Consider the following 12,000-nt stretch of genomic DNA (forward strand, 5'->3'; position numbering starts at 1 on the left):
TGGGGTTGACCCTAGGTACGACCCGGCCTCGATCCGGCAATAAAAAACGGGAAATCCGTGGATTTCCCGTTGAACCGGCCGGAGCCGGGAGGACCATGTTGTGGCGGAGCAAGGTTACCCCGCCGATGAAGCTGATGCAATACCTGAGGAACTATGATCCAAGTAATTGAATTAAATCAATTTCCGGTCACCAGAATAGCCCGCTTCGCGGCCCGCCGCTGCTCGCGCGACCGATCCCACTGGTTGTCGAACAGCGCCGGCTCCCAGCCGCCGTAGGTCGGGTTGGGCAGCATCCACCAGCGCTGGCCGAACCAGCCGCCGTGCTCGCCGACCGCCGCGTTGCGATCTGCGGCGGTATTGGCCGGCAGCTGGGCGAAGTCGCCGAGCTGGTCGCCGAACTGCATCAGCACCCGGTGGCTGCGCCCGACCAGCTGGCGGCGGCACAGCTTGCCGCTGCTGCTGCCCGGCTGCTCACAGCCTTCCACCCGGGTGCCCTTGCCCAGGAACACGCCCTCGTGCGCCACCGGCAGGCCCAACGCGCGCAGGTTGGCCAGGGTGTCTTCCTCCAGCCGCTGCTCGCGGTTGGTCACGTAGTACAGGGTGATGCCGCGCTCGGTCGCGGCGCGGGCGAACTCGGCCACGCCCGGCACCGGGGTCGCCCGGCGCTCGGCGACCCAGTCGGCCCAGGTATCGTCGTCGTATTCCAGGCCGTCGCGCACCAGCCGGGCCTGGTAGATCGAGTTGTCCAGCACGGTCTCGTCGATGTCCAGGATCACCGCAGGCGGCAGCGCGTTCCAGGCGCCGGCGTTGTCACGCTCGGCGGGCACCAGCGCGTCCCACTGCGGGTCGGCCAGGGCGGCGTCCAGGTGGGCGATCGCGCCGCGGTACAGCGACACCGCGCTGGCCCGGTATTCCTGCGAGCGCTGCACCCACAGCACCGCGTTGAGGTTGTCGTCGGCGGCGTGGGCGGCTGGCGCGGCGGCCGGCGCCGCGGGCGCGACGGCGGGCGAGGTGGCGCAGCCGGCAAGGGCGAACGACAGCGCCATTGCCAATGCGGGCAACAGGCGCCGGGTGGGCGGTTGCATGTCCATCGCGTGCTCCGGGTCGGGTCGGGTCGCCGAGTGTACCCAACCCGGATTGCGATCCAGCCCCTGCTCAGTCGCCGAGCAGGGCCTGGATCGCGGCGAAGCCGGCGCTGGCACGCTCCTGCTTGCGCTCCGCGTCGGCCGCGGGGTCGGCGCCGTCACGCTGCAGCTCGGCGGCCGGCAGCTCGTCGATGAAGCGGCTGGGCTCCAGCCGCATCCGGCTGCCCCACTTCTGCACTTCGCGCGGGTACGACAGCCACAGCCGCTCCTTGGCCCGGGTAATGCCCACGTAGAGCAGGCGCCGCTCCTCGTCCAGGCTGCCCTCGTCCACGCTGGCCTCGTGCGGCAGGGTGCCCTCGGCCACCCCGATCACGAACACGCAGCGAAACTCCAGACCCTTGGCCGCGTGCATGCTCATCAGCCGCACCTGGTTGCCGCCCTCGTCGCGGTCGGCGTGGGTGAGCAGGGCCAGCTGCGCGGCCAGCTCGCCCGGCCCGGCGCCGCCGCGCGGGCCGTCGAACCAGTCGGCCAGCTCGTCCAGGTTGCCGCGGCGCATCGCGAACTGGGCCTCGTTCCTGCACTGCGCGCGCAGCGCCGCCAGCAGCCCGGAACGCTCGTTGAGCGCGCGCACCAGCTCGGCCGGCGGCAGCCGCGCGGCGTCGGCGCGCAGCCGGCGCAGGATATCGGCGAAGCCGCCCAGCGCGTTGGCCGCACGCGCCGGCAGCTGCTTGAGCAGGCTGATCGATTCGATCGCCCGCGACATCGGCACGTTGGCGTGGCGGCTGAGCTCGGCCAGCCTGGCCAGCGTGGTTGCGCCGACCTCGCGCCGCGGCGACTGCACCGCGCGCAGGAACGCGGCGTCGTCATCCGGGTTGGCCACCAGCCGCAGCCAGCTCAGCGCGTCCTTGACCTCCGCGCGCTCCAGGAACGCGGTGCCGCCGGACAGGTGGTAGGGGACCCGGATCATCTGCAGCGCCTTCTCCAGCGCCCGCGACTGGAAGTTGCTGCGGAACAGCACGCAGAAGTCGCTCCAGGGGATTTCCTTCGCGGTATGCAGGAAGTCGATCTCGGCGGCCACGCGCTCGGCCTCGTGGGCGGCGTCGCGGCACTCCCACACCCGGATCCGCTCGCCGTCCGGCTGCGCGCTCCACAGGGTCTTGGGGTGCTCGTGCGGATTGTTGGCGATCAGCGCGTTGGCCGCGCGCAGTACCCGGCTGGAGCAGCGGTAGTTCTGTTCCAGCTTGACCACCCGCAGCGCCGGGTAGTCCTGGCCCAGCTGCGACAGGTTCTCCGGGTTGGCGCCGCGCCAGGCGTAGATGCTCTGGTCGTCGTCGCCCACGCAGGTGAAGTTGCCGGCCGGCCCGGCCAGCGCCTTGAGCAGCCGGTACTGGGCGTCGTTGGTGTCCTGGCATTCGTCCACCAGCAGGTAGCCGATGCGCTCGCGCCACGCCAGGCGCGCGTCCTCGTCGGCTTCCAGCAGCTGCACCGGCAGCCGGATCAGGTCGTCGAAATCGACCGCGTTGAAGGCCTGCAGCCGCGCCTGGTAGCGCGCGTACAGCCCGGCCGCCTCCAGCTCGCGGGTGCTGCGCGCGGCGGCCTGGGCTTCTTCCGGCGACAGCCCGCCGTTCTTGGCCCGCGATACCAGCTGCACCATCGCCTGCACCGCGTCGGGCTTGGCGCCGGGCATCAGGTCGCGGAACTGGGCCATGCAGTCGTCGCTGTCGAACACCGAGAATCCGCGCCGCAGGCCCACTTTGGCGTGTTCAATCTGCAGCAGGCGCAGCCCCAGCGCGTGGAAGGTGCAAACGGTCAGCCCTTCGGCGCCGTCACCGCGGATCCGCCGCGCCACCCGCTCGCGCATTTCCTTCGCCGACTTGTTGGTGAAGGTGATCGCGGCGATGCGCCGGGCCGGGTAGCGGCCGGATGAGACCAGGTGCGCGATCTTCTCCACGATCACCCGGGTCTTGCCGCTGCCGGCGCCGGCCAGCACCAGCAGCGGGCCGTCGCAGTGCAGGACGGCGGCCTGTTGTTGGGGGTTGAGGGTGTTCAAGGCGGTACGGCGGCCACGGGGCCGGGCAAGTGTACAGGCTGCGACGATCCGCCCTGCCGTACCGTACCCTGTCGCCAACAGGATGCCTGGAGAGCGAAATGAAGCGGACATGGTTGTTGGCGGGTCTGCTGGCATGCGTGCAGGTCGTGGGCGCGCAGGAGGCGGGTCTGCAGATGAAACTCGACCGGCACATGCTGACCGAGGGGTTCCTGGTCGCCCACCCGGACATCCGCTGGCAACGTGAAGGCATGAATTCTTTCGAACTGGGTCGCTACGAGATGGCAATGAAGCAGTTCCGGCGTGCTGCCCTGCACGCCGACAAGCTGTCCCAGGCCATGATCGCCAACATGTACTGGGAGGGACACGGCGTGGCCGTCGACCGACCGCTCGCCTATGCGTGGATGGACATCGCAGCCGAGCGGGCGTACCCGTCGCTGGTACGGTTCCGTGAGGTGTACTGGGCGGAACTGGACCGGGGTGAGCGCGAAGATGCGCTGGTCCGGGGGCGCGAGATCCTCCACGAGTACGGCGACGCCGTGGCCAAGCCGCGGCTGGAGAGGGTCATGGCCCGCGAGCGCCGACGCGGGACCGGCAGCCGCACCGGCGCCTCGCTGGGCATGTTGCGGGTCATCCCGATGACGGGCCCTGGCAAGAACGCCGGATTCGGCGAGTTGAACCTCCAGGCCGCGAACTTCATCCGCGGCGACGAGTACTTCGCAGACGAGTACTGGAAGCCCGAGGCCTACTGGCGCATGCAGGACGAGATGTGGGAGGCCCCAAACCGGGAGGGCCATGTGGATGTAGGCGCGCCGGTCACGGTGCCGCACGGTGACAGAGACAAGTGAGCGCGCTCGCCCGGCAAACACGGATGGAGATCTGAGATGCGGACAATGATTCTGGCTGGCGCGCTGGCCCTTGCGCTCACGACGGGTGCCTCGCCCGCACTTGCCCAGAGTGCAGGGGGAGTCGACGAAGACCTGGTGATCAGCTCGGAGGGGTTCCTGGCCGCGCACCCGGACCTCAACAACCGGCACCGTGGCATGCAGGCCTATGAGGACGGGCGCTACCCCGAAGCGATGAGCTACTTCCGCCGCGGGGCGCGCTACGCGGACAAGGCGTCCCAGGCGATGGTGGCCGAGATGCTGTGGAAGGGCGAGGGTGGCCCGCAGGATCGGCCCCTGGCCTATGCCTGGATGGACCTGGCGGCCGAGCGCGGCTACCCCGGCTTCACCGTGCTGCGCGAGCGCTACTGGGCGCAGTTGGACGAGCGCGAGCGCGAAGCGGCGGTGGCGCGCGGCGAAGCGGTCTATGCCGAGTTCGGCGACGAAGTCGCAAAGCCGCGGATCGCCAACGTGTTGCGCCGTGAAAAGCGGCGCACGACCGGCAGCCGGCTCGGGTACGTGGGGTTCCTCACCGTCCACATCCCCGGGCCCGGCGGGCAGATGCAGTCGATCGACGGCACCCGCTTCTACGACAGGAAGTTCTGGGACCCGGAGCTCTACCAGGCCTGGCACGACGCGGTATGGATGGAGCCCAACGAGGGGCGGGTGAGCATCGGCGACGTGGAGCCGATGCGCCGCGATGTGCCGGACGACGACGACTGACGTGGCGATGGCCGGGGCGCCTAGAATGCGCCCATGGCCAAGCTCTATTTCTACTATTCGGCGATGAATGCCGGCAAGACCACCACCCTGCTGCAGTCGGCGCACAACTATCGCGAGCGCGGCATGCGCACGCTGATCCTGACCCCGCGCCTGGACGATCGCGCCGGCGGCAAGGTGGCCTCGCGGATCGGGCTGCAGGCCGAGGGCGTGGGCTTCGATGCCGATACCGACCTGCAGCGGCTGGTGGAGGCCGACATCGCCGCCTGCGGGCCGCTGCACTGCGTGCTGGTGGACGAGTCGCAGTTCCTGTCGCGCCCGCAGGTGTGGCAGCTGAGCGAGGTGGTCGACGCGCTGCGCATCCCGGTGCTGTGCTACGGGCTGCGCACGGATTTTCGCGGCGAGCTGTTCGAAGGCAGCCGCTACCTGCTGGCCTGGGCGGACGAGCTGGCGGAGATCAAGACCATCTGCCACACCGGCAGCAAGGCGACGATGACGGTGCGGGTGGATGAAAATGGCTTTGCCGTCCAGGACGGGCCGCAGGTGGAGATCGGCGGCAACGAGCGCTATGTGTCGGTGAGCCGGGCCGAGTTCAAGAAGGTGATGCGGGGCGAGGGGCGGATCGAGCCGCTGCAGCCGGATCTTCCGCTGGGCTGAGGCCGGCGTCGGCATCCTGCGCCTCGTCGGACGCCGGCGCGGCCGCATCGTCGGCGGGGGACGCGAGCCGGGCCAGCACGGCCGCATGTTCGTCGCGGACTTCCAGGGTGGTGCGGTGCCCGGGGCCGAGCAGGCCCGCCGCCGTCGAGAGCGCATCGGCGCATGCTTCCGAGGCGGCCTGCAGCTGTCCGGTGCCGGCGCGCAGGGCGCAGGTTTCGCGCAGCACGCGGATGGTGAGCGGGTTGCGCTCGCCCACCGTGTCCTGCAGCTGGGCGTGGGCGGCCTGCAGGCCCTGCAGGGCGGCCAGGGGCCGGCCGGCGTCGGCGTCCAGCCCGGCCAGGTCGACCAGGTTCTCGGCGATCCCGGAGGTGCCGGGCAGGCGGTCGCGGCGCACGGCCAGCGCGCGCCGGAACTGTACAGCGGCCTGTTCGCGCTCGCCCAGCGCGCGGTGGCAGCGGCCCAGCTCGGAGTAGAACCCGGCCGCCTGGCGCGGCAGGCGCCGTTCCTGCTGGCGGGCCAGCGGCTGGGCCGGGCGCATGTGCGCCACGCACTCCCCGGCGCGGCTGTCCAGGCGCAGGGCGTGGCCCAGGTCGGCGGCCGAGTCCAGGCGCAGGCCGGCGGGGGCGCGATCCACCCCGTCCAGCAGCCGTGACTGGCGGCTGAGCAGCTCCAGCGCCTGGGCATGGTCGCCCAGCCCCAGGCGCAGGCGTCCGATCACGCCCAGCAGCGCCGCGCGCGCGACCGGCTGCCGCTCCAGCTCCACCTCGCCGCGCTCCACGCCCGCCTCCAGCAGCTGGCGCATGTCCAGCGCCTCCTCGCCCGGCCTGTTGCCGGCATCCTGGAACAGGCTGATCACGAAGTTCTGCATGGCCTGGGCGCGCTCGGCGTCCTGCAGCGACTGCCGCGACTGCCACGCCACCAGTCCCAGCGCGGTTGCCAGCACCGCGACCACCAGCGCGGCGGTGGCCAGCGGCCAGCGGTGCCGGCGCAGGTACTTGCCGGCGCGGTAGGCCAGCCGCTGCGGGCGGGCCAGCACGGGCTTGCCGTCCAGGTAGCGCTGCAGGTCCTGGGCCATCGCCTCGACCGAGGCGTAGCGCTGTTCGTAGCGCTTGGACAGCGCCTTGAGCACGATCCTGTCCAGGTCGCCGGCCACGGCGCGCGCGCGCCGCCGCATGGCGGCCGCTTCGTCGGGTGCGGCGCCCTCCACGCGCCGCTGCAGCGCCAGCGAGGGGCGCACCGGGTCGCCGTGCAGGATCGCCTCCTCCCACTGCGCATCGCTCTTGCGCCTGGGCTGGTACGGCTTGGTTCCGGCCAGCAGCTCGTACAGCACCACGCCCAGCGAATAGACGTCGGTGAGGGTGGAGACCGGTTCGCCGCGGATCTGCTCGGGCGCCGCGTAGTGCAGGGTGAAGGCGCGCGATCCGGTGCGGGTGTGGTCGGGCATCTCGGCGCTGTCGAGCAGCTTGGCGATGCCGAAGTCGAGCAGGCGCACTTCGTCCAGCGGCGTGACCAGGATGTTGGAGGGCTTCAGGTCGCGGTGGACGATGAGGTTGGCGTGGGCGTGGCTGACCGCGTCGCAGACCTGCAGGAACAGCCGCACCAGCGGCGGCACGTCCGGGTTGAGGCGGGTGCACCAGTCGCTGATCGGCTCGCCGTCGACGTAGTCCAGGGCCAGGTAGGGCTGGTTGTCGGCGCTGATGCCGGCGTCCAGCAGGCGGGCGATGTGGGCGTGCTCGAGCCGGGCCAGGATCTCGCGCTCGCGGGTGAAGCGCAGGCGCAGGCCGGGATCGGCCAGGCCCGGGCGCAGCAGCTTGAGCGCCACCCGGCGCTGGTACAGGCCGTCGGCGCGGCTGGCCAGCCAGACCTGGCCCATGCCGCCCTCGCCGAGCATGCGCTCGAGCCGGTAGGGCCCGACCTCGTTGCCCGGGCGCGCGCCGGGGAGCGGGGCGACCAGCGGCGTGTCGAGGAAGCCGTCCTGCTCCTCCAGCGCCAGCAGGGCCTCCAGTTCGTCCGCCAGGGCGGGGTCTTCTTCGCGGGTGGAGGCGAGGCTGGCCCGGCGTACCGCCGGCTCGAGCTCAAGCAGCGCATCGAGCAGCGGTGACAGCCTGCGCCAGCGGTCGGCGTCCATGTGCGCTCAGCCGCCGCGACGGCCGCCGGCGCAGGGCCGCGGCTCAGTCGGCCGGTTCATCCTGCAGCGCCGCCAGCAGGAACATCCTGGCCTTCTGCCAGTCCCGGCGCACGCTGCGCTCGGATCGTTCCATCAGGCTGGCGATCTCCAGTTCGGACAGGCCGGCGAAGTAGCGCAGCTCCACCACCCGGGCCAGCCGCTCATCGGCCTGGGCCAGGTTGTTGAGGGCCGCGTCCAGCGCCAGCATGTTCTCGTCCAGGTGCAGGCCGCCGGGCAGGTCTTCGGGCAGGTCGGTGACCCGGTGCTGGTCGCCGCCGCGCTTGCGGGCCATGCGCTGGCGGGCGTAGTCCACCACCACCGAGCGCATGGCCGAGGCGGCATAGGCGAAGAAGTGGGTGCGGTCTTCGAACTTGGCGCCGCGTCCGCCGATCAGCTTCAGGTAGGCCTCGTGGACAAGCGCGGTCGCGTCCAGGGTCTGCCCGTACTGGCCGGACAGCTGGCGCCGGGCCATCGCGTGCAGTTCCTGGTAAAGGGTGGCCAGTACCTGGTCGAGCGCCGCGCGATCCCCTTCCCGCGCCGCGTCCAGCCACCGGGTGATGTCTGCGGTATCCGCCATCGTTTTCCCCCGCGGTGATCGGCCACTATATACCGGAAGCGTGCGCCACGTTGCGGTGCGTCAACGCTGGCAGCGGCCGCACCACACGCTGGTGCGCTGGCCGACCAGGCCCTGCCTGAGCGGGGTGCCGCAGCGCTGGCAGGGCTGGCCGCCGCGGCCGTAGGTGGACAGCTCCTGCTCGAAGTAGCCGGGGGCGCCGTCGGGGGCAAGGAAGTCGCGCAGGGTGGTGCCGCCGCGCTCGATCGCCGCCAGCAGGATCGCCTTGACCGCATCGGCCAGCGCGTCATAGCGCGCGCGTGACACCCGGCCGGCGGCGCGCAGGGGCGAGATCCCGGCCATGAACAGCGCCTCGGCGGCGTAGATGTTGCCCACCCCGACCACCACCGCCTGATCCATCAGGAAGGTCTTGACCGGCGCCCGCCGCCCACGCGAGCGGTGCCAGAGCCAGGCGCCGTCGAAATCGTCCGACAGCGGCTCGGGCCCCAGCGACTGCAGCAGCGGGTGGGTTTCGTCCGGCGGCTGCCACAGCAGGCAGCCGAAGCGCCTGGGGTCGTTGAAGCGCAGGGCGCGGCCGTCGTCCATGACCAGGTCGAAGTGGTCGTGCGCGCGCACCGGGGTCGCCGCGGGCACCAGGCGCAGGCTGCCGGACATGCCCAGGTGCACCAGCGCGCTGCCGGCGGCGGTATCGAACAACAGGTACTTCGCGCGCCGGCGCACGGCGTCGATGCGCTGGCCGGGAAGCAGCGCGCCCAGCTCGCCGGGGATTGGCCAGCGCAGGTCGGGGCGGCGCAGCACCACCTGGCCGACTTCGCGGCCGGCCACGTGCGGGGCCAGGCCGCGGCGGGTGGTTTCGACTTCGGGCAGCTCGGGCATGGGAGCAAGGTGGTGGCGCCGGCGCGCCAGCGCAAGGCCGCCGCTGAATGCGCTGCGCCGCGCGGCCGCCGCAGGATGGCAATCGACATCCGCAGCCGCCATCATGGATGGCCGTCATGTCTTCCCGGTTCCGCCGCTGATGCCCTCCTCCCTGCTCGATTTCCTTGCCGGCGGCCTGCTCCAGGCCAGCCTCTGGCAGCTTGGCCTTGTCCTGCTGGTGTGCACCCAGCTCACGATCTTCGCGGTCACCCTGTACCTGCACCGCAGCCAGGCCCATCGCGGCGTCGATTTCCACCCGGTGATCGCCCACTTTTTCCGCTTCTGGACGTGGCTGACCACTTCGATGATCACCCGCGAGTGGGTGGCCATCCACCGCAAGCACCACGCCAAGTGCGAGACCGAGGAAGACCCGCACAGCCCCATGCACAAGGGCATCGGTACCGTGTTCTGGCGCGGGGTGGAGCTGTATCGCGACGCGCGCCGGATGCGCGCGGACATCGAACAGTACGGCCGGGGCGCGCCGGACGACTGGATCGAGCGGCGCCTGTACACGCCGCTGGCCACCCTGGGCCCGGTGGTGCTGCTGGTAATCCAGTTCGCCCTGTTCGGTTCCTGGGGCGTGGCGATGTGGGCGATCCAGATGGCGTGGATCCCGTTCTGGGCCGCCGGCGTGGTCAACGGCCTGGGTCACTGGTGGGGCTACCGCAACTTCCAGACCACCGACACCGCCACCAACCTCACCCCGTGGGCGGTGTGGATCGGCGGCGAAGAGCTGCACAACAACCACCACGCGTTCCCGAGCTCGGCGAAGTTCGCCCTGCGCCGCTGGGAGTTCGACATCGGCTGGACGGTGATCAAGGGGCTGGAAAAGATCGGCCTGGCCAGGGTGCTGCGGGTGGCGCCCTCGCTGGACGTGCGGCCCAACATCAACGTGCCCGACACCGACACCGTCAAGGCGCTGCTGGCGCACCGCTTCCAGGCCATGACCGACTACCAGCGCAGGGTGCTCAAGCCGGCGCTGCGCGAGGAAGCCAGGCAGGCGGGCGAGAAGATGCGCGCGCTGCTGCCGCGCAAGCTGCGCAAGGGTCTGGCGGATGATGGCCGCTGGCTCAAGCCCGAGGCCCGCGCGCAGCTGGAGCAGTGGGTGGAGCAGCGGCCGCGGATCCGCACCCTCATCGAGTACCGCGCCCGCCTGCGGGCGGTGCTGGAGACGCGCGGCCACGACGCTTCGGAGCGGCTGCGCCAGCTGCAGGCCTGGTGCCAGGAGGCCGAGGCCAGCGGCATCCGCGCGCTGCAGGACTACTCGGCCCGCCTGAAGGGCTATGCGCTGCAGGCCTGACGCGGCCGGATGCGTGCTCGGCCTGCTGCTGCTGGCCGGGGTGCCGCCCGATGCGCCGGCACAGGTGGCCGCCAGCGGCGACTACCTGGCGCTGATGGACAGCGACGGCGACGGCCGGGTTTCGCTGGACGAATACCTGGCCTGGATGGGCTATGCGTTCGAACGCATGGATCGCAACGGCAACGGCGTGCTCGACAGCGCCGAGCTGCCCGGCGGCAAGGGCAGGCCGGTGACGCTGGCCGAGCACCGCGCGCGGCTGACCGACCGTTTCAACCGCCAGGACGCCAACGGCGACGGGTTTCTGGATGCCCGCGAGCTGGCCGCCCCGCCGCGCTGAAAAATCCAGTGATTTCCTGAAGTTGCAAGCAAGACCCCTAAGACCTGGGTCGACTGGGTTCCCCGGCCGGCCTTTTCGTGGCGGCCCGGCATCCTGGTTCTTTTCCCAGGCCCGGGCTGGATCTTCGCTTTGCTTTGGCTTGCGGTGACCTGACGGGCCCCGCCGTGGTCGGGAGGCGTTTGCGCTCCATGTCCCCTGGCTTGCGCCCGCGAGATCCGGAGCGCCGGGTGGAGGTGCCCGGCGCCGTATCAACGCATCCCGTGCGGCTGTCAGCGCACCACCAGCACCGGGATCTCGCTGTGGGTGATCACCGCGTTGGCCTGGCTGCCCAGCAGCAGGCGGTTGAGTCCGCGGCGGCCGTGGCTGGCCATGACGATCAGGTCGGCGCCGTGTTCCTGGGCGGTGGCGAGGATCGCGTCGGCCGGATAGGCGTCGGCGACGTATTGCGTCCGGTGCTCCACGCCCAGGGCGCTGGCGCGCTGGGCGGCCGCACCCAGGATCTTCGTGGAGGCTTCGCGGGCGTGGGTGCGGTACTCGTCCAGCAGGCTGGCCGAGCCGCCCCAGACCTGGCCGGCGTCGACCGACTGCCAGGGCTCGGACACGGTGACGATGGTCGCCTCCGCGCCGGTGGCCGCGGCCACGCGCAGGCCGTGTTCCAGGCCCTTGGAGGCCAGCTCGGAGCCGTCGGTGGCGATCAGGATGTGCTTGTACATGTGATTCACTCCCCTCGGGTGGTCAGCCCATGGTAGCGGGTCGGCGCGTGACCGGCCCCGCCGTCAGGTACCTGCCAGCGGGGTGCAGGCCATGTGCAGCAGCGGGTCGTCGGCCGCCAGGCTCACCCAGCGCGCGTTCTCCAGCTGGCCGTCGTCGTTGAGCACGACGTCGCCGACGAGGTCGGCGCGGCGGTGGCCCCGGCAGTCGAAGACCGCGCTGAACTGCCGGGTCGGCTCCCAGCGCCCGGCCAGCAGCACCTGGGCCATGACCTGGCCGGGCATGTCGTCATGTTCGCGGTTGAAGCGGCGGTCGATGGCGACCAGGCGGGTGGTCAGCGGCACCACGTACGTCCAGGGCCGGTACCAGGAGCGGGTCTGGTTGGTGGAGGCGACCTCCACGCCTTCCGGGAAGGCGCCCGTGGTGCGCTCCAGCCACGAGTACTCCAGCCAGATCGCCATGAGCAGCATGCCGGCGCCGGCCGAGGCCGGGATGATCCACTTGGGGAGCCGCTTGCGCAGCAGCAGGTTGAGCGAGAGCGCGATGCCGGCCAGGCCGAAGCCGGCGGCGAAGATGGCGATCAGTTCAAGGAACATCGGGGCT

12 protein-coding genes are annotated in these 12,000 nt (G+C 71.2%); 5 read left to right on the plus strand and 7 right to left on the minus strand.

Annotation, left to right across the window (positions count from 1 at the left end):
* Positions 1-176: 176 nt before the first annotated feature.
* Positions 177-1,085 (minus strand): 5'-nucleotidase, lipoprotein e(P4) family, encoded by a 909-nt coding sequence (locus tag ACOZ90_RS03880; RefSeq protein ID WP_422892421.1) that lies wholly within the window; start codon positions 1,083-1,085, stop codon positions 177-179.
* 70 nt (positions 1,086-1,155) lie between these two features.
* Positions 1,156-3,135 (minus strand): UvrD-helicase domain-containing protein, encoded by a 1,980-nt coding sequence (locus ACOZ90_RS03885; RefSeq protein WP_422892317.1) that lies wholly within the window; start codon positions 3,133-3,135, stop codon positions 1,156-1,158.
* Positions 3,136-3,233: 98 nt separating this feature from the next.
* Between ACOZ90_RS03885 and ACOZ90_RS03890 the strand changes: the two genes are divergently transcribed.
* From ACOZ90_RS03890 to ACOZ90_RS03900, 3 genes are read left to right on the plus strand one after another with little or no spacing between them, the layout of a single operon-like run.
* Positions 3,234-3,980, plus strand: a complete 747-nt coding sequence (locus tag ACOZ90_RS03890) for an SEL1-like repeat protein (RefSeq protein WP_422892318.1) — start codon at positions 3,234-3,236, stop codon at positions 3,978-3,980.
* Between the two features lie 36 nt (positions 3,981-4,016).
* A complete protein-coding gene (locus ACOZ90_RS03895) occupies positions 4,017-4,739 on the plus strand; it encodes an SEL1-like repeat protein (protein WP_422892319.1) in 723 nt (240 codons plus the stop codon).
* Between the two features lie 33 nt (positions 4,740-4,772).
* The gene (locus ACOZ90_RS03900; protein ID WP_422892320.1) at positions 4,773-5,393 is read left to right on the plus strand and encodes a thymidine kinase; all 621 of its coding nucleotides are present in this window, start codon (positions 4,773-4,775) and stop codon (positions 5,391-5,393) included.
* On the opposite strand, the gene ACOZ90_RS03905 is transcribed toward ACOZ90_RS03900, so the two are convergent.
* From ACOZ90_RS03905 to mutM, 3 genes are read right to left on the minus strand one after another with little or no spacing between them, the layout of a single operon-like run.
* Positions 5,329-7,521, minus strand: coding sequence for a serine/threonine-protein kinase (locus ACOZ90_RS03905; RefSeq protein WP_422892321.1), 2,193 nt, complete (start codon positions 7,519-7,521; stop codon positions 5,329-5,331). The genes ACOZ90_RS03900 and ACOZ90_RS03905 overlap by 65 nt on opposite strands.
* 43 nt (positions 7,522-7,564) lie before the next feature.
* On the minus strand, positions 7,565-8,137 hold the full coding sequence (locus tag ACOZ90_RS03910; protein WP_422892322.1) for an ECF-type sigma factor: 573 nt from the start codon (positions 8,135-8,137) through the stop codon (positions 7,565-7,567).
* A 60-nt stretch (positions 8,138-8,197) separates the two neighbouring features.
* On the minus strand, positions 8,198-9,010 hold the full coding sequence (mutM, locus tag ACOZ90_RS03915; RefSeq protein WP_422892323.1) for a bifunctional DNA-formamidopyrimidine glycosylase/DNA-(apurinic or apyrimidinic site) lyase: 813 nt from the start codon (positions 9,008-9,010) through the stop codon (positions 8,198-8,200).
* 139 nt (positions 9,011-9,149) lie between these two features.
* Here mutM and ACOZ90_RS03920 point away from each other — a divergent pair, with 139 nt between their 5' ends.
* Positions 9,150-10,349, plus strand: coding sequence for a DesA family fatty acid desaturase (locus ACOZ90_RS03920; protein ID WP_422892324.1), 1,200 nt, complete (start codon positions 9,150-9,152; stop codon positions 10,347-10,349).
* A complete protein-coding gene (locus ACOZ90_RS03925) occupies positions 10,333-10,686 on the plus strand; it encodes an EF-hand domain-containing protein (RefSeq protein ID WP_422892325.1) in 354 nt (117 codons plus the stop codon). The genes ACOZ90_RS03920 and ACOZ90_RS03925 overlap by 17 nt, the downstream gene beginning before the upstream one ends.
* 269 nt (positions 10,687-10,955) lie before the next feature.
* On the opposite strand, the gene ACOZ90_RS03930 is transcribed toward ACOZ90_RS03925, so the two are convergent.
* Positions 10,956-11,399 carry a universal stress protein gene (locus ACOZ90_RS03930; protein WP_422892326.1) on the minus strand — a complete coding sequence of 148 codons (444 nt, stop codon included), beginning with the start codon at positions 11,397-11,399 and terminating at the stop codon, positions 10,956-10,958.
* Positions 11,400-11,462: 63 nt separating this feature from the next.
* On the minus strand, positions 11,463-11,993 hold the full coding sequence (locus tag ACOZ90_RS03935) for a hypothetical protein (protein WP_422892327.1): 531 nt from the start codon (positions 11,991-11,993) through the stop codon (positions 11,463-11,465).
* Positions 11,994-12,000 lie beyond the last annotated feature (7 nt).

It is taken from the genome of Luteimonas dalianensis (assembly GCF_049339425.1).
In the GTDB taxonomy this organism is placed as follows: domain Bacteria; phylum Pseudomonadota; class Gammaproteobacteria; order Xanthomonadales; family Xanthomonadaceae; genus Luteimonas; species Luteimonas dalianensis.